The sequence below is a fragment of the Pseudomonas sp. FG98 genome (assembly GCF_057808595.1).
This window is the reverse complement of the sequence record NZ_JBMDIJ010000003.1, coordinates 169,542-192,650: the sequence shown is the minus strand read 5'-3', so window position 1 is coordinate 192,650 and position 23,109 is coordinate 169,542. Positions and strand designations below refer to the sequence as shown.

The following is a 23,109-nucleotide window of genomic DNA, read 5'->3' as shown; positions in this document are numbered from 1 at the left end:
ACGTAAAGCAAAGCCGTTTATAGAGGAAGGACTCGTGGAACTCTCGCTCTTAGTTTGGTTGTTGCCGACCCTGGCCCTGGCAGTAGGCGTCGTCGTTGGTTTCCTGGTTGCCCGCCTCCTGCCCAATGCCGCGCCAAGCAGCACCCAGCGGCAATTGGACGATATCCAGGAGCGCTTCGACAGCTATCAGAATGAAGTGGTGACTCACTTCAACAGCACCGCGGCCCTGGTCAAGAAGCTCACGCAAAGCTACCAGGAAGTTCAGGATCACCTGGCCGATGGCGCCAACCGCCTGGCCCTGGACGAGCTGACCCGCCAGCGCCTGCTCGCGGCCCTGCACTCCGACGCCGCCCAAGGTTCGCGCGACCGCCTGACCCCGCCGCGGGACACCGAAGTACCACGGGACTACGCGCCAAAGGCGCCGAACAGCCCAGGCATGCTCGACGAGAGCTATGGTCTGAAACGCTGAATCGCAACAACGTAAAAGGGGCGCCATAAATGGCGCCCCTTTTTGTTTGTCACGCGGACCTTGTGGTAGTCCGCCCGGCCCTTCAGGCCGGGCTGTCGCACAGAGAACAATCATTGGGTGCGATGGTGTCTTCGTGGGAGCGAGCTTGCTCGCGAAGGACCGCAAAGCGGTCCCAAACCCGCCATGCCAAAGCTCCAGGATTGACTGGATCAGCCAGATACTGAATCCAGAATGTCATCTGACCGAAATTAGTGCTGGATGGCTTTTGGGCCGCTGTGCGGCCTTCGCGAGCAAGCTCGCTCCCACGATCAATGACTGCTCTCTGCACGACAGCGCAGCCTGAGAGACCAGGCGAACTCCCACAACGGCCGCGTGCCCCGGACAGTCACTTATCCACACGCCCTGAGCGCCTGCCGCACATCTGCCAGCAGATCGTCTATATCTTCCAGCCCCACCGACAGCCGTACCAAGCCCTCGGAAATCCCGTACAGCGCCCGCTCCTCGGGGGTATAGCTGGAATGGGTCATGCTCGCCGGATGCTGGGCCAGGGATTCGGCATCGCCCAGGCTCACCGCCCGCGAGAACAACTGCAAGGCATTCATAAAACGACGCCCGGCAACAATGCCGCCCTTGAGCTCGAAAGCCAGCATGCCGCCCGGCAAGCTCATCTGCCGTTTCACCAGGGCCCGCTGGGCGAACGACGGCAACCCCGGGTAATGCTGTACCTCCACCTCCGGCTGCTTCGCCAGGAACTCAGCCAGTTGCTGGGCATTGGCGCAGTGCCGTTCCATGCGCAGGTTAAGAGTCTTCAGACCACGCATCAGCAATGAAGCATCGTGCGGCGAAAGCACGGCGCCGGTCATGTCCTTCAATCCTTCCAGACGAATTCGATCCACCAGCGCCTTGTTTCCGATCACCAGCCCGGCGGTGATATCGCCGTGGCCGCTGAGGTACTTGGTCGCCGAGTGCACCACCAGGTCGGCACCCAGCTCCAGCGGGCGCTGCAGGTAGGGCGTGCAATAGGTGTTGTCCACCACCAGGGTCGCGCCATGGCGCCGGGCGATCTTCGCCACCCCGGCGATATCCGCCAGGTGCATGTTGGGGTTGGCCGGCGACTCGAAGTAGATCAGTCGCGTCGCCGGAGAAATCGCCGCCTCCACTGCCTTCAGGTCAGCCATATCGACATGGGTCAGCTTGACCCCGAACTCGCCGATGCCGTGATGCAGGAAAGCGAAGGCGCAGCCATACAAGGTGCTCCCCAGCAGCACTTCATCACCCGGCCGCAACAGGGTCCACAGCGTGGCGGTGATGGCCCCCATGCCCGAGGCCAGGGCCAGGGCAGCCTCGCCACCTTCCAGCGAAGCCATGCGGCTCTCCAGCAGCGCCAGGGTCGGGTTGGAGATACGACTGTAGAAATGTCCGGCCTCTTCGCCGGCAAAACAGGCCGCGCCGTACTCGACGCTGGGAAAAGCGAAGGTCGCCGTCTGATACACCGGCGGCACCAGCGCCCCTCCGTGAGCCTGCGGATCGTAGCCATGGTGAATGGCCCGGGTGGCGAATCCCTGCTTGGTGCTGGAGCCGCTCATGGCGATGCCCTCTTGTTGGATTGCCATAAGCTTATGCCAGCGATGAACTAATATTTTTCCAAATATGACCACCACTTCGGGGCGTTCCGAGCATGAAATTCCACGATCCGCTGAAGACGGGGCAAATCTTGCCCAATGCCATCGACCGCACCGACCGTGCCCTGCTCGGAGCCCTCCAGGACAACGCACGCCTGACCATCTCCGAACTGGCCGACAGCGTCGCCCTGACCACCTCGCCCTGCTGGCGCCGGGTCAAGCTGCTGGAGGAAAGTGGCTACATCACCGGCTACCAGGCGATCCTTTCACCCAAGGCACTGGGCTTCGGCGTCACCGCTTTCGTCAGCATCATGATGGACTCGCACACCAAGGAAATGGCCCGCGCCTTCGAGCAGCGCCTGATGGAAATTCCGGAGATTGTCGCCTGCCACAATATTTCAGGACGTTACGACTTCCTCCTGGAAGTGCTGGCCCGCGACCTGGAATCCTTCGGCGAATTCGCCCGGAAAACCCTGCAATCGCTGCCCGGAGTGAAGGAGATCTATTCGAGTTTTTCCTACAAGGCCGTGAAGGAGAAACGGGTGATTCCGGTGATGGAAAAGCACATCTGACAGATGCCATCAGCAAGTCTGAACACCCCTACGACATTCCCGCCGTCGCCTGACAGATTTCCCCCAGCTCCGTAAAAGACCATCGCCATTCCATTTTCGAAGGAGCGAAAGGAATGGCACAACATGGTGTACCCGAGGAGCTGCCTCCTCTTGTCATCGAGGGCAATCCGGATCTGCGCATTGGTTTCTCTGGCGGTGGCGGCTGGGGATTGTCAAACGGACCGCGTCGCGGAGAAGGAGAGACAGGCAGGTACAACGGCCCGGGGATCCCGGGGTTCAATACCGTCATCATCGAGAAGCACGTTGCCATCATCACCAACCGATATCTGAAGGTGGTGAGATATACGACCTCGACAACATACGCATCGTGACACCCCTTGCTCACGATCAGATTCACTATGGGTAACAGCCATGAGTCAGAAAAAAACGATTGCTGACTTCACAGAACTCGAGTTCCTGGCGTTTTTAAGGTTGATCGACGAGAAAAACGACAGCGGTGACGAAGAGGCCTTGGATATCTTGCTCGAACAGTTCGAAACTATTTCAGAACACCCAACCGGAACAGATTTACTCTATTGGCCGGAGTCGGAATACATGGGTGAGGCAGAGCAAGTTCTCAAAATAATAAAAGAGTGGCGGGCAGCAAACGGGAAACCAGGATTCAAATCCGAGTAGTCCAATAGCCCAGCGTATTTCTAAAAGCAAGAAGCGCGCGATGGTCTACACAATCGCGTTTTTTCACTCAGCCGAAGCGCTTAGTTCGCGCCACGCTGACGCATCACATCCAGCACCAGCTTCACACCCTCTTCCACGTTGGAGGACTGGGTGTCGATCACCAGGTCAGCGTCCAGCGGCACATCGTACAGGAAGCTTTCGCCCGGGATGCTGTCGCCGCCAGCGACGTACAGGCCTTGCGGGTCAAACTTGCGGCAGGCCAGCGGGGAGGACTAGACGTAGACCGTAACCAGACGCTCCTTGCCGATCAGCGCCTTGGCCTGCTCGCGGCCTCCGACATCTGGTGCGACGAAGGCGAGCACGCCGGCTTCGTTGAACTATGTAAAGCCAATCGCGGACCGGGGTGGTGTCTACGACCTCGACAACATCAGAGTCGTGACGCCTGCAAGCCATAATCAAATTCACTACGGGGAAGAATCATGAGTCAGAAAAAACAGTTCAGTGATTTCACAGAGCACGAGTTTCTAGTTTTTCTGCAGTCCGTTCTGGATCCCGAGGATGGCATCAGCGAGAAAGCGCATGACAAACGTATCGGTCTTTTCGAAGAGATATCCGAACACCCTAGCGGATCCGATCTTATCTATTGGCCGGAAGAAGACGGGCTCGACAGTCCGGAAAACATCATAAAAATCATCAAGGAGTGGCGCGCCGCAAACGGAAAACCCGGATTCAAGCCCGACTAACTCACCTTCTGCCGCCACAAAAAAACCCGCGATGGCCTTCACCATCGCGGGTTCTTTCTTTCAGCCGGGTGGCTTAGATCGCACCACGCTGACGCAGCACATCCAGCACCAGCTTCACACCCTCTTCCACGTTGGTGGACTGGGTATCGATCACCAGGTCGGCGTCCAGCGGCACATCGTACGGGAAGCTTTCGCCCGGGATGTTGTCGCCGCCAGCGGCGTACAGGCCTTGCGGGTCACGCTCGCGGCAGGCCAGCGGGGAGGCCTGGACGTAAACGGTGACCAGACGCTCCTTGCCGATCAGCGCCTTGGCCTGCTCGCGGCCTTCGGCATCCGGTGCGACGAAGGCGGCCAGGGTGAGCATGCCGGCTTCGTTGAACTGGCGCGCGACGTGGGCGGCACGGCGCCAGTTCTCGGTGCGACCGGCGCGATCCTGCGGCAGGCCCTTGTTCAGGTCGTGGCGCAGGTTCTGGCCATCGAGGACGTAGACCGCACGGCCCATGTCGAACAGCTTGCGCTCGACGGCATAGGCCAGGGTGCTCTTGCCAGCGCCGGACAGGCCGCTGAACAGCACGGTGGCTGGCTGCTGGCCGAAGCGCAGGGCACGTTCCTCGGTGGACACGTGAGCCTGCTTGCCATGCTGGCCGGTGCTGCCGTGCGGCAGGACTGGCGGCGCGATGATCATGCCGGCGCCGACGGTACCGTTGGTCAGGCGATCGATGACGATGAAGGCACCGGTGGTGCGGTTGCTGTCGTAACCGTCCAGGGCGATCGCAGCGTCCAGGGCCACCTTGACCCGGCCGATCTCGTTCAGTTGCAGCGCGCTCGCGGCGCCCTGCTCCAGGGTATTCACATCGACCCGGTGGGTGATGCTGGCGATCGAGCCCGGCACATAGCTGGTGGCGCGCTTGATGTCGTATTTCTTGCCCGGCAGCATCGGCTCCTCGGACATCCACACCAGCATGGCGTCGAACTGGTCGGTCACCTGTGGAACGTTGTCGGCGTGCACCAGCAGGTCGCCACGGGAGATATCGATCTCGTCTTCCATGGTCAGGGTCACGGCCTGGCCAGGACCTGCGCTTTCCAGCTCGCCTTCGTAGGTGACGATGGATTTGACCCGGCTGCTCTTGCCCGACGGCAGCACCACCACTTCGTCACCCTTGTGCACCAGGCCGCTGGCGATGGTGCCGGCGAAGCCGCGGAAGTTCAGGTTCGGACGGTTGACGTACTGCACCGGGAAGCGCAGATCGGTGAAGTTGCGGTCGCCAGCGACTTCGACGGTCTCGAGGATTTCCATCAGCGCAGGGCCGGTGTACCACGGCGAACGCTCGCTGCGGTTGACCACGTTGTCGCCCTTGAGCGCGGACATCGGCACGAAGTGCAGGCTGCTCGGCTTGAGGTTGATGCCCTCGGCGAACTTCAGGTAGTCGGCCTTGATCGACTCGAAGACCTGCTCGTCGAAGCCCTTGAGGTCCATCTTGTTGACCGCAACGACGATGTGCTTGATGCCCAGCAGCGAGGCGATATAGCTGTGCCGGCGGGTCTGGGTCTGCACGCCGTAGCGGGCATCGACGAGGATGATCGCCAGGTCGCAGGTCGAGGCGCCGGTGGCCATGTTGCGGGTGTACTGCTCGTGGCCCGGGGTGTCGGCGATGATGAACTTGCGCTTGGCGGTGGAGAAGTAGCGGTAGGCGACATCGATGGTGATGCCCTGCTCGCGCTCGGCCTGCAGGCCGTCGACCAGCAGCGCCAGGTCGACTTCCTCGCCGGTGGTGCCGACTTTCTTCGAATCACGGGTGATGGCCTCGAGGTGGTCCTCGTAGATCATCTTGGAGTCGTGCAGCAGGCGACCGATCAGGGTGCTCTTGCCGTCGTCGACGTTGCCGCAGGTCAGGAAACGCAGGAGTTCCTTGCGCTCGTGCTGGGCCAGGTAGGCGAGGATGTCCTCGCTGATCAGATCAGATTGGTGCGACATGGAGTAACCCTGAAATTAGAAGTAGCCTTGGCGTTTCTTGTCTTCCATCGAACCGGCGCCATCGTGGTCGATGACACGGCCCTGGCGTTCGGACGTACGGGTCAGGAGCATTTCCTGGATGATGTCCGTCAAGGTCTCGGCTTCGGATTCGACGGCGCCCGTCAACGGGTAGCAGCCGAGGGTACGGAAACGCACCTTCTTCTTGACGATACGGGCCTTTTCCTCGTCGCTCAGGTGCTCGAGGATGCGATCGTCGTCGATCATGATCAGGGTGCCGTTTTTCTCGATGACTTCACGCTCGGCAGCGAAGTACAGCGGCACGATCGGGATGCCTTCGAGGTAGATGTACTGCCAGATGTCCAGCTCGGTCCAGTTCGACAGCGGGAAGACGCGGATCGACTCGCCCTTGTTGACCTTGCCGTTGTACACGTTCCACAGCTCCGGGCGCTGGTTCTTCGGGTCCCAGCGGTGCTTGCTGTCACGGAACGAGTAGACGCGCTCCTTGGCCCGCGACTTCTCTTCGTCGCGGCGCGCGCCACCGAAGGCGGCGTCGAAGCCATGCTTGTCCAGCGCCTGCTTGAGGCCCTGGGTCTTCATGATGTCGGTGTGCTTGGAGCTGCCGTGGGTGAAGGGGTTGATGCCCTGCGCCACACCTTCCGGGTTGACGTGGGTGATCAGCTCCAGCCCCATTTCCTCGACCATCTTGTCGCGGAAGCGGTACATCTCCTGGAATTTCCACTGGGTGTCGACGTGCATCACAGGAAACGGCAGCTTGCCAGGGAAGAAGGCCTTGCGTGCCAGATGCAGCATCACGGCCGAGTCCTTGCCAATGGAGTACAGCATCACCGGGTTGTCGAACTCGGCGGCCACCTCACGAATGATGTGGATGCTTTCCGCCTCCAGCTGTTTCAAATGCGTCAGTTTGTCGACCATGGCTACTCACGGGAAAACGATCTTTATGGACGGCCAGCGGGCCGTGTTCGAGCGGGCCACTCTATCACAGCGCCCGCTTCTATTTAGGAGGCCCGCTAGAACGAAACAATCTATGGATATGCCCTGTCGTTTGGGCTTCAAACGGGGTTCGGGCAATCGATGAACAGGTGTTCAAGGGCAAAACGCCGCGCCAGGTAATCGCCCAGGGCCTGCACACCGTAGCGCTCGGTGGCGTGGTGGCCGGCGGCGATGAAGCTCACGCCGTTTTCCCGGGCACTGTGGTAGGTCTGCTCGGACGCCTCGCCACTGATGAACAGGTCGACGCCGGCCTCGATCGCCTGGTCGATGTAGCCCTGGCCACCGCCGGTGCACCAACCGACCCGACGAATGACCTCCTCGCCCTCCACCAGCAACGGCTCGCGCCCCATCACTTCGCTGACCCGGCGAGCGAAGTCCCGCGCCGACACCGGCTCGGCCAATGAGCCAACCAGGCCCACCACCCGCGGATTGTTCGGGTCCAGCGGACCTTCGACGGTGATGTCCAGTTGCCGGGCCAGTTGCACGTTGTTGCCCACTTCCGGGTGCACATCCAGCGGCAGGTGATAGGCCAGCAGGCTGATGTCGTGCTTGAGCAGGGTCTTCAGGCGGCGCTGCTTCATCCCGGTGATACACGGGTTCTCGCCTTTCCAGAAGTAGCCGTGGTGTACCAGCACCAGGTCGGCCCCCGCCTCCACTGCGGCATCCAGCAACGCCTGGCTGGCGGTGACCCCACTGACGATGCGGGTCACTTGCGGGCGCCCTTCGACCTGCAGGCCGTTGGGGCAGTAATCCTGGATTTTCGCGCTACCGAGGTAACGGTCGGCTTCCTCGACCAGGGTAGACAGGGCAACAGCCATGGAAAGACTCCTCAATTCAGCAGTTCAGCACGGCGCAAGGGCCCGTATAATGGCCGCCATTATGGGCCGTCGACCGGATTGGGGAAACCGACGGCAATGTCCTGGGGGCATTCGGCCAAGCGCATCACAGGCCGAGTGATTTAGCGGTTCCTGCACAGGTCTTGCCGAAGTATGATCGCGCGCGTTCACACACTCCCCCATCGCGTCACCGGCTCGGGCCAACTCCCCCAGGATTCGTTCAATGTTCAAGGCTTTGCGTTACTTCGGCTGGCCGCTGCTTGTTGGCGTGCTGATCGCCTTGCTGGTTATCCAGCGTTTTCCCCAATGGGTCGGCCTGCCCAGCCAGGACGTCAACCTGCAGCAGGCACCGCAGACCACCAATGTGGTCCAGGGCCCGGTGTCCTATGCCGACGCGGTTACCCACGCAGCACCGGCGGTGGCCAACCTGTACACCACCAAGGTGGTCAACAAGGCCGCCCATCCACTGTTCGAAGATCCGCAGTTCCGCCGCTTCTTCGGTGACAACCTGCCCAAGCAACGGCGCTGGGAGTCGAGCCTGGGCTCGGCGGTGATCATGAGCCCGGAAGGCTACCTGCTGACCAACAACCACGTGACCTCCGGCGCCGACCAGATCGTGGTGGCGCTGAAGGACGGCCGCGAGACCCTGGCCCGGGTCATCGGCAGCGACCCGGAAACCGACCTGGCGGTGCTGAAGATCGACCTGAAGAACCTCCCGGCGATCACCATCGGCCGCTCCGACAACATCCGCATCGGCGACGTCGCCCTGGCCATCGGCAACCCGTTCGGCGTCGGCCAGACCGTGACCATGGGCATCATCAGCGCCACCGGGCGCAACCAGTTGGGCCTGAACAACTACGAAGACTTCATCCAGACCGACGCCGCGATCAACCCGGGCAACTCCGGCGGCGCACTGGTCGACGCCAACGGCAACCTGACCGGGATCAACACGGCGATCTTCTCCAAGTCCGGCGGCTCCCAGGGCATCGGCTTCGCCATCCCGACCAAGCTGGCGCTGGAGGTGATGAAGTCGATCATCGAGCACGGCCAGGTGATCCGTGGCTGGCTGGGCATCGAAGTGCAGCCGCTGAGCCAGGAACTGGCCGAGTCGTTCGGCATGCAGGGGCGTCCGGGCATCGTCGTGGCGGGGATCTTCCGCGATGGTCCGGCGCAGCGGGCCGGCTTGCAGCTGGGTGACGTGATCCTCAGCATCAATGGCGAACCGGCCGGTGATGGTCGTCGTTCGATGAACCAGGTGGCGCGGATCAAGCCGAGCGAGAAGGTTGCCATCGAGGTGATGCGCAATGGCAAGCAGTTGAAGCTGATGGCCGAGGTGGGACTGCGGCCGCCACCGGCGCCGGCGGTGCAGGAAGAAGAGAACTGATCCGGAAGCTTCATTACGCTTGAGGGCCTCATCGCTGGCAACGCCAGCTCCCACAGGGTTTGCGGTGTACGCGATACCTGTGGGAGCTGGCGTTGCCAGCGATGAGGCCCTCGAAAACACCACAAAGAATGGCTGACAGACCAGTGTCTGCCAGCCACTCCCATCAATGCAGGATCTGACTCAGGAACAGCTTGGTCCGGTCATTCTGCGGCCGGTCGAAGAAGTCATCCGGCGCCGCCTGCTCGACGATCTCCCCCTTGTCCATGAAGATCACCCGGTTCGCCACGGTGCGGGCGAAGCCCATCTCGTGGGTCACGCAGAGCATGGTCATGCCGTCTTCCGCCAGGCTGACCATGGTGTCCAGCACCTCCTTGACCATTTCCGGATCGAGTGCCGAAGTCGGCTCGTCGAACAGCATGATCTTCGGCTTCATGCACAGCGCCCGGGCAATCGCCACGCGCTGCTGCTGACCACCGGACAATTGCCCCGGAAACTTGTGCGCCTGCTCCGGAATCCGTACCCGCTCCAGGTAGTGCATGGCGATTTCCTCGGCCTTGCGCTTGGGCATCTTGCGCACCCACATCGGTGCCAGGGTGCAGTTCTGCAGGATGGTCAGGTGCGGGAACAGGTTGAAGTGCTGGAACACCATGCCGACTTCACGGCGGATCGCTTCGATCTGCTTGAGGTCGTTGGTCAGCTCCACGCCATCGACCACGATGCGGCCCTGCTGGTGTTCTTCCAGGCGGTTCAGGCAGCGGATGGTGGTCGACTTGCCCGAACCCGACGGGCCGCACAGGACGATACGCTCGCCCTGGCGCACATTCAGGTTGATGTCCTTGAGCACATGGAACTGGCCGTACCACTTGTTCACGCCCTGCATCTGGATAATGCCTTCAGGGCCCGCAGGCTGTTTGATCGCTTCGCTCATCAAAATCTCTCCTAACGCTTGTGGCCTGTATCCAGCTTGCGCTCCAGATGCATGGAGTAGCGGGACATACCGAAACAGAAAATCCAGAACACCAGGGCCGCGAACACGTAGCCCTCGGTCGCCATGCCCAGCCATTTGGGGTCGGCGGCCGCCTGCTTGACGCTGTTGAGCAGGTCGAACAGGCCGATGATGATCACCAGGCTGGTGTCCTTGAACAGGGCAATGAAGGTGTTGACGATGCCGGGAATCACCAGCTTCAGGGCTTGCGGCAGGATCACCAGGCCCATGGCGCGCCAGTAGCCCAGGCCCATGGCCGCGGCGGCTTCGTACTGACCCTTGGGAATGGCTTGCAAACCACCGCGCACCACCTCGGCGATGTACGCCGACTGGAACAGGATCACCCCGATCATGGCCCGCAGCAGCTTGTCGAAGCTCATGCCCTCGGGCAGGAACAGCGGCAGCATCACCGAGGACATGAACAGCACGGTAATCAGCGGCACGCCGCGCCAGAACTCGATGAAGGTCACGCAGACCACCTTCACCGCCGGCATTTTCGAACGTCGGCCCAGCGCCAGGAGAATGCCCAGCGGCAAGGCGCCGACGATGCCGACGGTGGCGATCACCAGGGTCAGCATCAGGCCGCCCCACTGGCTGGTCGATACCGTGGTCATGCCGAAGTGACCGCCGTGCAGCAGGGTGTAGGCGATGATCGGATAGGCGACCAGGAAGCACAGGCCGTACACCGCCTTGCGCGGGAAGCGCTTGATGAACAGCGGCGCCACACCGATCACTGCCAGCCAGACCGTCAGGTCCACGCGCCAGCGCAGTTCGCTGGGGTAGTAGCCATACATGAACTGGCCGAAGCGCTGCTGGATGAACACCCAGCAGGCGCCATCCTTGGTGCAGTCCTCGCGGGTGGTGCCGACCCAGTTGGCGTCGAAGATCGACCACTGCAGCAGCGGCGGCACGATCAGCCATACCAGGTAGATGGCGAACAGGGTCAGCAGGGTGTTGAGCCAGTTCGAGAACAGGTTGGCCCGCAGCCAGGCGACCACGCCAACGGTCTTCACCGGTGGCGGCATGTCGGGTTTGAAAACATGGGTACTCATGCGCGTCTCCTTACCGCTCGATCAGCGCAATGCGCTTGTTGTACCAGTTCATCAGCAGGGAAATGCTGATACTGATGGCCAGGTACACGCTCATGGTGATGGCGATCACTTCGATGGCCTGCCCGGTCTGGTTGAGCACGGTGCCGGCGAACAGCGAAACCATCTCCGGATAGCCGATACCGGCGGCCAGCGAGGAGTTCTTCGCCAGGTTGAGGTACTGGCTGGTCAGCGGCGGAATGATCACCCGCAGCGCCTGGGGAATGATCACCTTGCGCAGGGTCGGACCTTCACGCAGGCCCAGGGAGCGGGCGGCCTCGGTCTGGCCGTGGCTCACCGAGCGGATCCCGGAGCGGACGATCTCGGCGATGAACGCCGCGGTGTAGATGGTCAGTGCCAGGGTCAGCGCCAGCAGTTCGGGAATCAGTACCCAGCCACCAGCGAAGTTGAATCCTTTCAATTCCGGCAGTTCCCAGCTCAGCGGGTTGCCGAACAGCAGCACGCTCAGGCCCGGGATCACCAGCAACAGGCCCAGTGCGGCCCAGAACTTGTGGAACGGCTCACCGGTTGCCTCGAAACGGCGATTGGCCCAGCGCACCATGGCGACCACGGCCACTACAGCCAGCAGCACGGCGATCGCGAACGGCCAGAAGCCTTCGGCCAGGGAGGCGCCGGGCATGTTCAGCCCGCGGTTGCTGATGAAGAAGGTGTCGTTGATGTTGATGCTGCCCCGCGGTCCCGGCAGGGTCAGGAACACCGCGAAATACCAGAAGAGGATCTGCAGCAACGGCGGGATGTTGCGGAACGTCTCGACATACACGGTAGCCAGCTTGTTGATCATCCAGTTCGGCGACAGTCGCGCCACACCGATGATGAAGCCGAGCAGGGTCGCCAGGATGATGCCGATGAAGGTCACCAGCAGCGTGTTCAGCAAGCCGATGACGAAGACCCGGGCATAGGAGTCGGATTCGACATAGGGAATCAGATGCTGGGCGATGCCGAAGCCGGCGCTGCGTTCGAGGAAGTCGAAGCCCGAGGTGATACCCCGGTGTTGCAGGTTGGTCTGGGTGTTGTGGAACAGATACCAGCCCAGACCGACCACGAAGACGATCGTGAGGATCTGGAACAGCCACGCGCGAACGCGTGGATCGCTCAGGGACAGGCCCTTGGGTGGATTTTGCATGAAAAGCCCCGAAGAGAAGGAACGATAAGGCCCACGGTGACGCAAGCGTCACCGTGGGCCTCCCCAATCAGCGCACCGGAGGCGCGTACTGGATGCCGCCGTTGTTCCACAGGGCGTTCAGACCGCGATCGATCTGCAGCGGGGTGCTCTTGCCAAGGTTCTTCTCGAACACTTCGCCGTAGTTACCCACTTGCTTGACGATCTGTACCACCCAGTCCTTCGGCAGTTTCAGGTCCTTGCCGTACTCGCCGTCGGCACCGAGCATACGAGCCACGTCCGGGTTCTTGGTGGACTTGGCTTCGGCCTCGACGTTCTTCGAGGTCACGCCCGCCTCTTCGGCGTTGAGCATGGCGAACAGGGTCCAGCGCACGATGGAGAACCACTCTTCGTCGCCTTTGCGCACGACCGGGCCCAGAGGCTCCTTGGAGATGGTTTCCGGCAGTACGACGTAGTCGGTCGGCGCGGCCAGCTTGGAGCGTTGTGCGTAGAGCTGCGACTTGTCCGAGGTCAGTACGTCGCAACGGCCGGATTCCAGCGACTTGGCGCTTTCGTCGGAAGTGTCGAAGGTGATCGGGGTGTACTTCAGGCCGTTGGCGCGGAAGTAGTCGGAAACGTTCAGCTCGGTGGTGGTACCGGCCTGGATGCAGATGGTTGCACCGTCCAGTTCCTTGGCGCTGGAAACGCCGAGCTTCTTGTTCACCAGGAAGCCGATGCCGTCGTAGTAGGTAACACCGGCGAACACCAGGCCCATGCCGGCGTCGCGGGAGCTGGTCCAGGTGGTGTTGCGCGACAGCACGTCGACTTCACCGGATTGCAGGGCGGTGAAACGCTCCTTGGCGTTCAGCTGGCTGAACTTGACCTTGGTCGCGTCGCCGAATACGGCAGCGGCCACAGCGCGGCAGACGTCGGCGTCGATACCGACGATGGTGCCCTTGGCGTCCGGAACCGAGAAGCCCGGCAGACCGTCACTGACGCCGCACTGTACGAAACCTTTCTTCTGTACCGCATCCAGGGTTGCACCCGCCTGGGCGAAAGAACTCAGGCCCAGCGCTGCGGCAGCCGTCATGACTGCCAGGGTGGACTTCAACATCTTCATTAAAACCTCCAGTTCGCTCTTATTGTGTTGAGCCGGCTTGCACCGCACCCTTATGAGGCGCATCCGACCCGTTTCGGCTTGTTATTGGGTCAATTGGCGCAATTCGCTGTTCTGTGACAGCCTTGGTTTTCCCATGAAGAGGTGTTACCGAGGGAACACGCCACATCATGTCGAAAGGGTAGTAGCAAAGCGCGTACCACATCGCGCGGCTAAAGCGGTTCAGCCCTTGGCAACTGGCAAAGTTATAGCAATGCGACATCTTTTTTCCCCGTGGCCCTCGCGTGCCTTTTTTTCATGCACCGCATTGAGATCGCGTGCACTACTTCGGAGCAGTCATGACCAAGCCTTTGATTCTCGAACCCCAGAAGACCGCCGACGCCTGTGTGATCTGGTTGCACGGCCTGGGGGCCGACCGCTACGACTTCCTGCCGGTGGCCGAGGCGCTGCAGGAACACTTGCTGAGTACCCGTTTCGTTATGCCCCAGGCGCCCAGCCGCGCGGTGACGATCAACGGCGGCTATGAAATGCCCAGCTGGTACGACATCAAGGCCATGAGCCCGGCCCGGGCCATCGACGAAGCGCAACTGGAGGAGTCCGCCGACCAGGTCATCGCCCTGATCGAGGAACAGCGCGCCGCCGGCATCGACCCGACCCGCATCGTTCTGGCCGGGTTTTCCCAGGGTGGCGCCGTGGTGCTGCACACCGCCTATATAAAGTGGCAAGGGGCACTGGGCGGCGTGCTGGCCCTGTCCACCTACGCACCGACCTTCAAGGACGAAATCCAGCTCACCGCCAGCCAGCAGCGCATCCCTGCGTTGTGCCTGCATGGCCAGCACGACCCGGTGGTCCAGCCGGCCATGGGCCGTACCGCCTACGAATACCTCAAGCACTGGGGCGTCGCCGCCAGCTGGCTGGAGTACCCGATGGAACATGAAGTGGTGCCGGAAGAAATCGGTGATATCTGCGCCTGGCTGATCCAGCACCTGCGCTGAATGTCGCATTCCCTGTAGTTGTCGGATCAATCCACTACGCCGAGCCCGGATCTTGCATTACACTGCCCGGCGTACATTCCTTAACCAATCGATGAGAAGACCGTGCTCAAAGCACTCAAGAAGATGTTCGGCAAAGGCGAGGTTGAGCAACTCGTCGCCGAAAACGCTGCTCCCGTGATGCAGCCGCCCGCCCAGGCACCCGCTCCCGCCCCGACTCCCGTCGCCCCGCGCAAGCCTGAAGCGCCAGCCAGCGCAGCGGCCAAGCCTGCACGCGCCGAGCCTGCTGCCAGCGCCAAACCGCGCCGCGAACGCAAGCCGAAACCCCAGGCCTCGACCTGGAAGCTGGAAGACTTCGTGGTCGAGCCGCAGGAAGGCAAGACCCGCTTCCATGATTTCAAGCTCTCCAGCGAGCTGATGCACGCCATCCACGACCTTGGCTTCCCGTATTGCACGCCGATCCAGGCCCAGGTGCTGGGCTTCACCCTGCGCGGCCAGGACGCCATCGGCCGGGCTCAGACCGGTACCGGCAAGACCGCGGCCTTCCTGATCTCGATCATCACCCAGTTGCAGCAGACCCCACCGCCGAAAGAGCGCTACATGGGCGAACCACGGGCGCTGATCATCGCCCCGACCCGCGAGCTGGTAGTGCAGATCGCCAAGGACGCCGCAGCGCTGACCAAGTACACCGGTCTCAACGTGATGACCTTCGTCGGCGGCATGGACTACGACAAGCAGCTCAAGGCCCTCGAAGCCCGCCACTGCGACATCCTGGTCGCCACCCCGGGCCGCCTGCTGGACTTCAACCAGCGCGGCGAGGTGCACCTGGACATGGTCGAGGTGATGGTGCTGGACGAAGCCGACCGCATGCTCGACATGGGTTTCATCCCGCAGGTGCGCCAGATCATTCGCCAGACTCCGCCGAAGAGCGAGCGCCAGACCCTGCTGTTCTCCGCCACCTTCACCGAAGACGTGATGAACCTGGCCAAGCAGTGGACCACCAACCCGGCCATCGTCGAGATCGAGCCGGAGAACGTCGCCAGCGAAACCGTGGAACAACACGTCTACGCCGTGGCCGGCAGCGACAAGTACAAGCTGCTGTACAACCTCGTCACCGAGAACAAGTGGGAACGGGTGATCGTCTTCGCCAACCGCAAGGACGAAGTGCGGCGCATCGAAGAGCGCCTGGTGCGTGACGGCGTCAATGCCGCGCAACTGTCCGGCGATGTGCCGCAGCACAAGCGCATCCGCACCCTGGAGAACTTCCGTGAAGGCCGCATCACCGTGCTGGTCGCCACCGACGTGGCCGGTCGCGGCATTCATATCGATGGCATCAGCCACGTGATCAACTTCACCCTGCCGGAAGACCCGGACGACTACGTACACCGGATCGGGCGTACCGGCCGGGCCGGGACCAGCGGTGTATCCATCAGCTTTGCCGGCGAGGACGACTCCTACCAGTTGCCGGCGATCGAGGAACTGCTGGGGCGCAAGATCAGTTGCGAGATGCCGCCGACCGAGTTGCTCAAGCCGGTGCCGAAGAAGCACCACGGCTGAACCAGAAAACGCAGTCTTCGGACTGCGTTTTTTTATGCCTGGATTTCTTCGGTGATGCTGATGGCCTCATCGCTGGCAAGCCAGCTCCCACAGGAGGAGCACACACAATACCTGTGGGAGCCGGCGTTGCCGGCGATGAGGCCGTCAGCAACACCAGAAATTTCAAAGCCAGGGGATAGAAAAAACATAAACTAAAAGTCCATAATGGAAAAATTAGTTTAACCCAAAGCCCCGGAGTCCCCGAATGGCCGCGCCTCTCGTTCTCGATCAGCAGCACGCCCGCCAATTGCTCACCCAGGTGGATGTCCCCCGGGTGCTGCGCGACCTGTTCCGCGATCTCGCCGCCGGCCAGGCGGTGCAGCCGCCGCAGCAGCTGGTGGAGTTCCCCTCCGGCCAGGGCGACTTCATCAACTACGGTGGCGTCCTCGCCGAAGAGCGGGTCTACGGGGTCAAGACCTCGCCCTACATCGTTCGCGAACAAGGCGCCCTGGTTACCGCCTGGACCCTGCTGATGTCCATGGACAGCGGTCAGCCCCTGCTGCTTTGCGATGCCGGCGAGCTGACCACCGCACGCACCGCCGCCACCACCGCCGTGGCCGTCGATGCCCTGGCCCCGGCCGACGTCCGCCGCCTCACCATCATCGGCAGTGGCCCGATCGCCCGCGCCCACCTGCACTACATCCACGACCTGCGCGAATGGCAGGACATCCGCCTGTATTCGCCGTCCCTGGCGGGCAAGAACGACGACCAGCGCAATGCCCTCAGCGCCCTCGACCCGCGCCTGAGCCTGCACGACGATCTCGACAGCGCCCTGCACGACGCCGACGTGATCCTGCTCTGCACCTCCTCGGCCAAGCCGGTGATCGACCCCGCCCGCCTGAGCAAGCCGGCGCTGATCACCTCGATCAGCACCAATGCGGTGCGCGCCCACGAAGTGCCGCCGGCCAGCCTGGCGGCGATGGACGTCTACTGCGACTACCGCAGGACCACCCCGGGCAGCGCTGGCGAAATGCGCCTGGCCGCCGAGCAGCATGGCTGGAACGAAGCGGCCATCGTCGGCGACCTGCCGGAGCTGGTCAGCGGCCACGCCGCACGTCCCGAGTACAAGCGCCATGCATTCTTCCGCTCCATCGGCCTCGGCCTGGAAGACATCGCCCTGGCCAATGCCCTCTACCATCTGCAGTGCAGCCACTGAGTCGCGGAGATCGTCATGCAACAGGCCGACTACATCATCATCGGTGCCGGTATCGCCGGCGCCTCCACCGGCTACTGGCTGGCCCCTCACGGCAAGGTAGTACTGCTGGAACGGGAAACCCTGCCGGGCTACCACTCCACCGGCCGCTCGGCGGCGCTCTACACCGCCGCCTACGGCACGACCCAGGTACGCGCCCTGACCCTGGCCAGCCGGGACTTCTTCGATCAGCCACCGGCCGGCTTTGCCGAGCATCCGCTGCTGACCCCGCGCGGCGAAATGACCGTGGACTTCGAAGGCGACGCCGAAGAACTCCAGCGCCAGTTCGAAAGCGCCCGTGCCTGCGTGCCGGAAATGCAACTGCTCAGCGCCGATGAAGCCTGTGCGCGGATTCCGGTACTGCGCCGGGAAAAGGTCCACGGCGCGCTGTACGACCCGAGCGCCAGCGATATCGACACCGACGGCCTGCACCAGGGCTACCTGCGCGGCATCCGCCGCCAGCAGGGCGAAATCCACGGTGACTGCGAAGTCCTCGGCCTGGCCAGGGACAGCGAAGGCCAATGGCTGGCCGAGACTACCCGCGGCCAGTTCCGCGCACCTGTGCTGATCAACGCAGCGGGCGCCTGGGCCGACCAGATCGGCGAACTGGCCGGTGCCGCGCCCCTGGGCCTGCAACCGAAACGCCGCGCCGCCTTTATCTTCGAAGCACCAGCAGACCTCGACACTCACGCCTGGCCGATGCTGGTCAGCCTCGACGAGTCCTTCTACATGAAGCCCGACGCCGGCATGCTCCTCGGCTCGCCGTGCAATGCCGACCCGGTCGAGCCCCATGACGTGCAGCCGGAAGAGCTGGACATCGCCATGGGTATCTACCAGATCGAGGAAGCCACCACCCTGAGCATCCGCCGCCCCTTCCGCACCTGGGCCGGGCTGCGCAGCTTCGTCGCCGATGGTGACCTGGTGGCGGGGTTCGATCCGCAGGTGAAGGGGCTGTTCTGGGTCGCTGCGCAAGGCGGCTATGGCATCCAGACCTCACCGGCCATGGGCCAGGCCAGCGCCGCCCTGGTACGCGGCGAAGACCTGCCGGAAAGCCTGAAGCAGTTCGGCCTGAGCGCCGCGCAACTGGCACCGTCGCGCCTCGCCGGGTGACGCTTCCGGCCGTTTGCGGCACACTCCCCAGCGCCCTTGCTCCAAGGGCGCCGACCCCTTAGTGGAGCCCGTCCGAATGTCGACCCCCGATCCATGCCTGCAGAACTACCGGGCGATTGCCGATGCCATCGCCACCCTGTTCTTCCCCCACGCCGAAGTGGTCCTGCACGACCTGGGCACGCAGAAGATCGACTACATCGCCAACAACCTGTCCAAGCGCGAAGTCGGCGATGACGCGGCGCTGGAGGACATGGTCGAGGAAGGCACCGATGACACCAATATCGGTCCCTACGAAAAGCTCAACTGGGACGGGCAGAAGATCCGCTCGATCAGCACGGTGCTGCGCGACGCCTCGGGCGTGCCGCAGGCGGTGCTGTGCATCAACCTGAACATTTCGATGTTCGAGAGCATGAAGGCGGCGCTGGACCTGTTCCTCTCGTCGAGCAAACTGATCCCGCAGCCGGACGCGCTGTTCCGCGATGACTGGCAGGAACGCATCAACACCTTCCTCAACAGCTGGCTGCGCGAGCGGCAACTGAGCTTCAACCTGCTCAACCGCGACCACAAGCGCGAACTGGTGCTGGCCCTGCATGCCGAGGGCGCATTCAAGGGCAAGAGTGCGGCCAACTATGTGGCCAATGTGCTGAACATGGGGCGGGCGACGGTGTACAAGCACCTGAAGGAACTCAAGGCCTGACCGACGTCAGGCCCTGGAGCGAGGCGGCGGATCAGTCGCCGTAGATATCGCTCTTGAAGTACTTGGCCTGGATCTTCTGATACTCGCCATTGGCACGAATCGCATCGATGGCCTTGTTCAGTTCCGCGACCAGCTCGGTATTGCCCTTGCGCACAGCGATACCGGCACCTTCACCGACGAACTTCGGATCCTTCAGCTCCGGCCCGACGAAGGCAAAGCCCTTGCCCTTGTCGCTTTCGAGGAAGCCCAGCTGCAGCGGGATGGTATCGGCGAACACGCCATCCAGGCGGCCCGAAGCCATGTCCATGAAGATCTCTTCGTTGGTGGTGTAGCGCACCACTTCCACGCCTTTCGGTACCAACACGGCGGTGACGTAACGATCGGTAGTGGTCGCGCGCTGCACGCCGATGCGCTTGCCTTTCAGCGCCTCGTACTGATCGTCGACCTGGGTGCCTTCCTTCATCGCCAGGCGAGCGCCGGTGAAGTAGTACTTGTGGGTGAAGTCCACGGACTTCTTGCGTTCCTCGGTGATGGTGATCGACGACAGCGCGGCGTCGATCTTCTTCACCTTCAGCGATGGGATCAGACCGTCGTATTCCTGTTCGGTCCATTTGCACTCGACCTTCATCTCGGCGCACAGGGCGTTGCCGATGTCGTAGTCGAAGCCGGCGATGGTGCCTTCCGGAGTCTTGTAGGCGAACGGTGGATAGGCCGCCTCGATGCCGATGCGCAGGGTCTTTTCCGCCGCGAACAGGGGGCTGCTGGCCAACAGGCCCAGGGCCAGACCGGCGATCAGTTGGGAGGTCTTCATGATGGGGCTCTCTCGCTCGTTGTTGTGTTGGGGGTGACAAGACAGAGAAAAGGAGTCGGGCGCTGGGCCCGGAATTATTTTGTACTTATGAATCCATACTGGACTTTATCGTACAAAAACACAACCAGGAGCGAATAATACGAAACCCTGTGGGAGCTGGCTTGCCAGCGATGGCGGCGGTGAATTCACCATCGCTATCGCTGGCAAGCCAGCTCCCACAGGGTTTGTGCAATTTTCAGGATTTATATCTACCAACGCCCCGCCGCATCGGCATCGCTCTGCTTGCCCTCGACCCAGCGCTCGCCTTCACTGGTCTGTTCCTTCTTCCAGAACGGCGCACGGGTCTTGAGGTAATCCATGATGAAGTTGCAGGCGTCGAATGCCGCCTGACGATGCGCGCTGGCGACGCCGACGAAGACGATCGGCTCACCCGGCTCAAGGGCACCGGTCCGGTGCAGCACCTCGACCTTGAGCAGCGGCCAGCGCTGCTCGGCCTCGACGACGATCTTGTCCAGGGCCTTTTCGGTCATGCCCGGATAATGTTCGAGAAACAGCCTCGCCACATCCAGGCCATCATTGAAGTCACGCACATAGCCAACGAAGGCCACCACCGCGCCGACACCGACATTGGCCGCATGCATGGCATTGGTCTCCACCCCCGGATCGAAGGCAGCGGTCTGCACCCTGACGCTCATCTCAACCTCCGGTAACCGGTGGGAAGAAGGCCACTTCATCGCCGTCTTCCAGCACTTCGTCGGGCTTGCACAGGTCCTGGTTGCGCGCACACATCAGGTTCTGCTCGGCCAGCACGGCATGGCGCTCGCCCTTGCCGAGCAAGGCCTGGCGCACATCCTCGACGCGGGTGAAATCCCCTTCCAGGGCCTCGCCATCGCAGCCCAGCACCTCGCGGTAACGGGCGAAATACACCACCTTGATCTTCATTGCCCGTCCGCCTGGTAGTGGCCGCTCTTGCCGCCGAGCTTTTCCAGCAGGCGCACGGTCTCGATGGTCATGCCGCGGTCTACCGCCTTGCACATGTCATAGATGGTCAGCGCAGCGACGCTGGCGGCGGTCAGGGCTTCCATTTCCACGCCGGTCTGCCCGGACAGCTTGCAGCGCGCGACGATATGCACGCAGTCCGTGCCTTCGGCGCTCAGCTCGACCTTGACGCTGGTCAGCATCAAGGGATGACACAGCGGAATCAGATCGCTGGTTTTCTTCGCCGCCTGGATACCGGCGATACGCGCCACGGCAAACACATCGCCCTTGGGATGGGCACCGTCGACGATCATGCTCAGGGTCTGCGGCAGCATGCGCACCCGCGCTTCGGCCACGGCTTCGCGGTGGGTCACGGCCTTGTCGGTCACGTCGACCATCGCGGCGCGGCCCTGGGAATCGAGATGAGTCAGCACAGAGGGAACTCCTGATCGGGGGCGTCGATTGTAAACCCGCGAGTCAGGATCTGGCAGCGAAAAAAAGCCGGGCGGCGCAGGGCCGCCCGGTGGGGTCGTTTACAGATGGGATTCCGCATACTCCGCCAGAATCGACCGCGGCACCCCTTGCAGGGTGATATGCACACCGTTGGGGAAGTCCTTGAAGCGCTCGGTGAGGTAGGTGAGGCCCGAACTGGTCGCCGACAGGTAGGGCGTGTCGATCTGCGCCAGGTTGCCCAGGCAGATCACCTTCGAACCGGCGCCAGCACGGGTGATGATGGTTTTCATCTGGTGCGGGGTGAGGTTCTGGCATTCGTCGATGAGGATCAGGCTTTGCTGGAAGCTGCGCCCGCGGATGTAGTTCAGGGATTTGAACTGCAGCGGAACCCTTTCGAGAATGTATTCGACACTGCCGTGGGTGCTCTCGTCGTCCATGTGCAGGGCTTCGAGGTTGTCGGTAATGGCGCCAAGCCAGGGCTCCATCTTTTCCGCTTCAGTACCGGGCAGGAAGCCGATTTCCTGGTCGAGCCCCTGCACGCTGCGGGTAGCGATGATGCGCCGGTAGCGCTTGCTGACCATGGTCTGCTCGATGGCCGCAGCCAGGGCCAGGATGGTCTTTCCGGAACCGGCAGCACCGGTGAGGTTGACCAGATGGATATCCGGGTCGAGCAAGGCGAACAGCGCCAGGCCCTGGTGGATGTCACGCGGTTTCAGGCCCCAGGCTTCCTGGTGCAGCAGCGGCTCCTGGTGCAGGTCGAGCAACAGCAGTTCGCTGTCCTTGATGCCCTTGATCCAGCCGACGAAGCCCTGTTCATCGATGATGAACTCGTTGACGTGGACCGCCGGCAGGTTGTCGATCAGTTGCACCCGGTGCCAGGTACGACCGCGCTCCTGACGGGTCTCGACCTTGGCGACCCGGTCCCAGAAGGAGCCGGTGACCGAGTGATAGCCCTTGGACAGCAGGCTGACGTCGTCAACCAGTTGGTCGGTGCTGTAGTCCTCGGCCGCGATCCCACAAGCGCGGGCCTTGAGGCGCATGTTGATGTCTTTGGTCACCAGCACCACGTCACGGTCCTTGTGCTTGGCGCGCAAGTCCAGGACCTGGTTGATGATGATGTTGTCGTTGAGGTGTTCCGGAAGCAGGCGATTGGGTTCGGCGCGCTCGGTCATGAGGATCGACAGCGAGCCTTTCGGACCGCTCTTGCCGCGCTGGATGGGCACACCCAGTTCGACATCGGAGGGCGTCGCATCGCCCAGGGTCTGGTCGATCAAACGGATGGCCTGGCGGCATTCGGCGGCGACTGTATGTTTACCGGTCTTGAGCTTGTCGAGTTCCTCCAGCACCGTCATCGGAATGGCGACGTGGTGTTCCTCGAAATTGAGCAAGGCGTTGGGGTCGTGAATCAGGACGTTGGTGTCCAACACATACAGGATTGGCTGGTTGGAGGAAGAAGTGCGTCCTTGGTCATCCATACTCGGTCACCTTATGTGGGAGCTGTACGATGCGCTACGGCTGCATCGCAGAGTGACCGCCGTTCTCCCCGTATCCGCGTCGTTACGGGCGGGAAGTGCACCTGCATAAGGAGGGTCTTGGAAGACGCCACCTGGCTGCAGGATTCGGCCGTCTGACTCCTACATACCGCAAAAACCATTGCAGGAAAAAGCGTTTTTACGTGTAGGT

Annotated in this window: 25 protein-coding genes and 1 pseudogene; 12 read left to right on the top strand and 14 right to left on the bottom strand. The window is 62.2% G+C overall.

The features are described 5' to 3' along the window. Positions 1–34 precede the first annotated feature (34 nt). Entirely contained in the window at positions 35–469 is a 435-nt protein-coding gene (locus ACODSK_RS03805) for a Z-ring associated ZapG family protein (RefSeq protein WP_489014006.1), read from the top strand. A gap of 389 nt (positions 470–858) precedes the next feature. Here ACODSK_RS03805 and ACODSK_RS03800 read toward each other — a convergent pair whose 3' ends face one another. Next, positions 859–2,055, bottom strand: coding sequence for a methionine gamma-lyase (locus ACODSK_RS03800; RefSeq protein ID WP_489014060.1), 1,197 nt, complete (start codon positions 2,053–2,055; stop codon positions 859–861). 128 nt (positions 2,056–2,183) lie between these two features. Between ACODSK_RS03800 and ACODSK_RS03795 the strand changes: the two genes are divergently transcribed. From ACODSK_RS03795 to ACODSK_RS03785, 3 genes are read left to right on the top strand one after another with little or no spacing between them, the layout of a single operon-like run. Continuing rightward, positions 2,184–2,663, top strand: a complete 480-nt coding sequence (locus tag ACODSK_RS03795; RefSeq protein WP_489014059.1) for an Lrp/AsnC family transcriptional regulator — start codon at positions 2,184–2,186, stop codon at positions 2,661–2,663. A 49-nt stretch (positions 2,664–2,712) separates the two neighbouring features. After that, positions 2,713–3,069 carry a hypothetical protein gene (locus ACODSK_RS03790; RefSeq protein WP_489014058.1) on the top strand — a complete coding sequence of 119 codons (357 nt, stop codon included), beginning with the start codon at positions 2,713–2,715 and terminating at the stop codon, positions 3,067–3,069. A 5-nt stretch (positions 3,070–3,074) separates the two neighbouring features. Beyond that, complete coding sequence (locus ACODSK_RS03785; protein ID WP_489014004.1) at positions 3,075–3,338, top strand: bacteriocin immunity protein; 264 nt, start codon at positions 3,075–3,077, stop codon at positions 3,336–3,338. Between the two features lie 80 nt (positions 3,339–3,418). On the opposite strand, the pseudogene ACODSK_RS03780 reads toward ACODSK_RS03785, so the two are convergent. Further along, positions 3,419–3,715, bottom strand: a pseudogene (locus ACODSK_RS03780) (adenylyl-sulfate kinase); the annotation flags it as partial. Here ACODSK_RS03780 and ACODSK_RS03775 point away from each other — a divergent pair. Together ACODSK_RS03775 and ACODSK_RS03770 are read left to right on the top strand one after the other, a co-directional pair. Then, positions 3,639–3,821 carry a hypothetical protein gene (locus tag ACODSK_RS03775; protein WP_489014003.1) on the top strand — a complete coding sequence of 61 codons (183 nt, stop codon included), beginning with the start codon at positions 3,639–3,641 and terminating at the stop codon, positions 3,819–3,821. The pseudogene ACODSK_RS03780 and the gene ACODSK_RS03775 overlap by 77 nt on opposite strands. Further along, positions 3,818–4,081, top strand: a complete 264-nt coding sequence (locus ACODSK_RS03770) for a bacteriocin immunity protein (RefSeq protein ID WP_489014001.1) — start codon at positions 3,818–3,820, stop codon at positions 4,079–4,081. Before ACODSK_RS03775 ends, ACODSK_RS03770 begins: the two co-directional genes overlap by 4 nt. Positions 4,082–4,154: 73 nt before the next feature. On the opposite strand, the gene cysN is transcribed toward ACODSK_RS03770, so the two are convergent. From cysN to ACODSK_RS03755, 3 genes are all read right to left on the bottom strand, one after another. Beyond that, positions 4,155–6,056 (bottom strand): sulfate adenylyltransferase subunit CysN, encoded by a 1,902-nt coding sequence (gene cysN / locus ACODSK_RS03765; RefSeq protein WP_489014000.1) that lies wholly within the window; start codon positions 6,054–6,056, stop codon positions 4,155–4,157. Between the two features lie 15 nt (positions 6,057–6,071). Continuing rightward, positions 6,072–6,989 carry a sulfate adenylyltransferase subunit CysD gene (cysD, locus tag ACODSK_RS03760; RefSeq protein WP_009408193.1) on the bottom strand — a complete coding sequence of 306 codons (918 nt, stop codon included), beginning with the start codon at positions 6,987–6,989 and terminating at the stop codon, positions 6,072–6,074. Between the two features lie 137 nt (positions 6,990–7,126). Beyond that, positions 7,127–7,885 (bottom strand): Nif3-like dinuclear metal center hexameric protein, encoded by a 759-nt coding sequence (locus ACODSK_RS03755; RefSeq protein ID WP_489013998.1) that lies wholly within the window; start codon positions 7,883–7,885, stop codon positions 7,127–7,129. A gap of 241 nt (positions 7,886–8,126) precedes the next feature. On the opposite strand from ACODSK_RS03755, the gene algW reads away from it, so the two are divergent. Next, on the top strand, positions 8,127–9,287 hold the full coding sequence (gene algW, locus ACODSK_RS03750; protein WP_489013996.1) for a Do family serine endopeptidase AlgW: 1,161 nt from the start codon (positions 8,127–8,129) through the stop codon (positions 9,285–9,287). Positions 9,288–9,450: 163 nt separating this feature from the next. On the opposite strand, the gene ACODSK_RS03745 is transcribed toward algW, so the two are convergent. From ACODSK_RS03745 to ACODSK_RS03730, 4 genes are all read right to left on the bottom strand, one after another. Then, positions 9,451–10,215, bottom strand: a complete 765-nt coding sequence (locus ACODSK_RS03745; protein WP_489013994.1) for an amino acid ABC transporter ATP-binding protein — start codon at positions 10,213–10,215, stop codon at positions 9,451–9,453. 11 nt (positions 10,216–10,226) lie between these two features. Next, positions 10,227–11,324: an amino acid ABC transporter permease gene (locus tag ACODSK_RS03740; RefSeq protein WP_489013992.1), complete on the bottom strand. Its 1,098-nt coding sequence runs from the start codon at positions 11,322–11,324 to the stop codon at positions 10,227–10,229. Positions 11,325–11,334: 10 nt separating this feature from the next. Beyond that, the gene (locus ACODSK_RS03735) at positions 11,335–12,504 is read right to left on the bottom strand and encodes an amino acid ABC transporter permease (RefSeq protein WP_489013990.1); all 1,170 of its coding nucleotides are present in this window, start codon (positions 12,502–12,504) and stop codon (positions 11,335–11,337) included. Positions 12,505–12,571: 67 nt separating this feature from the next. Further along, positions 12,572–13,600, bottom strand: coding sequence for an amino acid ABC transporter substrate-binding protein (locus ACODSK_RS03730; protein ID WP_489013988.1), 1,029 nt, complete (start codon positions 13,598–13,600; stop codon positions 12,572–12,574). Between the two features lie 335 nt (positions 13,601–13,935). Here ACODSK_RS03730 and ACODSK_RS03725 point away from each other — a divergent pair, with 335 nt between their 5' ends. The 5 genes from ACODSK_RS03725 to ACODSK_RS03705 all read left to right on the top strand — a co-directional run bounded on the left by ACODSK_RS03725 (position 13,936) and on the right by ACODSK_RS03705 (position 19,184). Next, positions 13,936–14,592: an alpha/beta hydrolase gene (locus ACODSK_RS03725; protein ID WP_489013986.1), complete on the top strand. Its 657-nt coding sequence runs from the start codon at positions 13,936–13,938 to the stop codon at positions 14,590–14,592. Between the two features lie 102 nt (positions 14,593–14,694). Continuing rightward, positions 14,695–16,146 (top strand): ATP-dependent RNA helicase RhlB, encoded by a 1,452-nt coding sequence (rhlB, locus tag ACODSK_RS03720; RefSeq protein ID WP_489013985.1) that lies wholly within the window; start codon positions 14,695–14,697, stop codon positions 16,144–16,146. 244 nt (positions 16,147–16,390) lie between these two features. Further along, positions 16,391–17,341 carry an ornithine cyclodeaminase family protein gene (locus ACODSK_RS03715; protein ID WP_489013983.1) on the top strand — a complete coding sequence of 317 codons (951 nt, stop codon included), beginning with the start codon at positions 16,391–16,393 and terminating at the stop codon, positions 17,339–17,341. Between the two features lie 15 nt (positions 17,342–17,356). Continuing rightward, complete coding sequence (locus tag ACODSK_RS03710) at positions 17,357–18,487, top strand: NAD(P)/FAD-dependent oxidoreductase (RefSeq protein ID WP_489013982.1); 1,131 nt, start codon at positions 17,357–17,359, stop codon at positions 18,485–18,487. Positions 18,488–18,563: 76 nt separating this feature from the next. Continuing rightward, positions 18,564–19,184: a helix-turn-helix transcriptional regulator gene (locus tag ACODSK_RS03705; RefSeq protein WP_489013980.1), complete on the top strand. Its 621-nt coding sequence runs from the start codon at positions 18,564–18,566 to the stop codon at positions 19,182–19,184. A 31-nt stretch (positions 19,185–19,215) separates the two neighbouring features. Here the strand turns inward: ACODSK_RS03705 and ACODSK_RS03700 are convergent, their stop codons facing one another. From ACODSK_RS03700 to ACODSK_RS03680, 5 genes are all read right to left on the bottom strand, one after another. Further along, a complete protein-coding gene (locus tag ACODSK_RS03700; protein WP_489013979.1) occupies positions 19,216–19,995 on the bottom strand; it encodes an ABC transporter substrate-binding protein in 780 nt (259 codons plus the stop codon). Between the two features lie 248 nt (positions 19,996–20,243). Next, entirely contained in the window at positions 20,244–20,690 is a 447-nt protein-coding gene (moaE, locus tag ACODSK_RS03695; RefSeq protein WP_489013978.1) for a molybdopterin synthase catalytic subunit MoaE, read from the bottom strand. 1 nt (position 20,691) lies between these two features. Next, positions 20,692–20,937: a molybdopterin converting factor subunit 1 gene (gene moaD, locus ACODSK_RS03690; protein ID WP_489013976.1), complete on the bottom strand. Its 246-nt coding sequence runs from the start codon at positions 20,935–20,937 to the stop codon at positions 20,692–20,694. Then, positions 20,934–21,407 (bottom strand): cyclic pyranopterin monophosphate synthase MoaC, encoded by a 474-nt coding sequence (gene moaC / locus ACODSK_RS03685; RefSeq protein WP_489013975.1) that lies wholly within the window; start codon positions 21,405–21,407, stop codon positions 20,934–20,936. Before moaC ends, moaD begins: the two co-directional genes overlap by 4 nt. A 99-nt stretch (positions 21,408–21,506) precedes the next feature. Beyond that, complete coding sequence (locus tag ACODSK_RS03680; protein WP_489013974.1) at positions 21,507–22,901, bottom strand: PhoH family protein; 1,395 nt, start codon at positions 22,899–22,901, stop codon at positions 21,507–21,509. Positions 22,902–23,109: the final 208 nt, after the last annotated feature.

Excerpts from the sequence above, each read along its gene's own strand:
- ACODSK_RS03800 (WP_489014060.1), bottom strand. The coding sequence starts at position 2,055 with ATGAGCGGCTCCAGCACCAAGCAGGGATTCGCCACCCGGGCCATTCAC.
- ACODSK_RS03785 (WP_489014004.1), top strand. The coding sequence starts at position 3,075 with ATGAGTCAGAAAAAAACGATTGCTGACTTCACAGAACTCGAGTTCCTG.
- ACODSK_RS03770 (WP_489014001.1), top strand. The coding sequence starts at position 3,818 with ATGAGTCAGAAAAAACAGTTCAGTGATTTCACAGAGCACGAGTTTCTA.
- cysN (WP_489014000.1), bottom strand. The coding sequence starts at position 6,056 with ATGTCGCACCAATCTGATCTGATCAGCGAGGACATCCTCGCCTACCTG.
- cysD (WP_009408193.1), bottom strand. The coding sequence starts at position 6,989 with ATGGTCGACAAACTGACGCATTTGAAACAGCTGGAGGCGGAAAGCATC.
- ACODSK_RS03755 (WP_489013998.1), bottom strand. The coding sequence starts at position 7,885 with ATGGCTGTTGCCCTGTCTACCCTGGTCGAGGAAGCCGACCGTTACCTC.
- algW (WP_489013996.1), top strand. The coding sequence starts at position 8,127 with ATGTTCAAGGCTTTGCGTTACTTCGGCTGGCCGCTGCTTGTTGGCGTG.
- ACODSK_RS03745 (WP_489013994.1), bottom strand. The coding sequence starts at position 10,215 with ATGAGCGAAGCGATCAAACAGCCTGCGGGCCCTGAAGGCATTATCCAG.
- ACODSK_RS03740 (WP_489013992.1), bottom strand. The coding sequence starts at position 11,324 with ATGAGTACCCATGTTTTCAAACCCGACATGCCGCCACCGGTGAAGACC.
- ACODSK_RS03735 (WP_489013990.1), bottom strand. The coding sequence starts at position 12,504 with ATGCAAAATCCACCCAAGGGCCTGTCCCTGAGCGATCCACGCGTTCGC.
- ACODSK_RS03730 (WP_489013988.1), bottom strand. The coding sequence starts at position 13,600 with ATGAAGATGTTGAAGTCCACCCTGGCAGTCATGACGGCTGCCGCAGCG.
- ACODSK_RS03725 (WP_489013986.1), top strand. The coding sequence starts at position 13,936 with ATGACCAAGCCTTTGATTCTCGAACCCCAGAAGACCGCCGACGCCTGT.
- ACODSK_RS03715 (WP_489013983.1), top strand. The coding sequence starts at position 16,391 with ATGGCCGCGCCTCTCGTTCTCGATCAGCAGCACGCCCGCCAATTGCTC.
- ACODSK_RS03710 (WP_489013982.1), top strand. The coding sequence starts at position 17,357 with ATGCAACAGGCCGACTACATCATCATCGGTGCCGGTATCGCCGGCGCC.
- ACODSK_RS03705 (WP_489013980.1), top strand. The coding sequence starts at position 18,564 with ATGTCGACCCCCGATCCATGCCTGCAGAACTACCGGGCGATTGCCGAT.
- ACODSK_RS03700 (WP_489013979.1), bottom strand. The coding sequence starts at position 19,995 with ATGAAGACCTCCCAACTGATCGCCGGTCTGGCCCTGGGCCTGTTGGCC.
- moaE (WP_489013978.1), bottom strand. The coding sequence starts at position 20,690 with ATGAGCGTCAGGGTGCAGACCGCTGCCTTCGATCCGGGGGTGGAGACC.
- moaD (WP_489013976.1), bottom strand. The coding sequence starts at position 20,937 with ATGAAGATCAAGGTGGTGTATTTCGCCCGTTACCGCGAGGTGCTGGGC.
- ACODSK_RS03680 (WP_489013974.1), bottom strand. The coding sequence starts at position 22,901 with ATGGATGACCAAGGACGCACTTCTTCCTCCAACCAGCCAATCCTGTAT.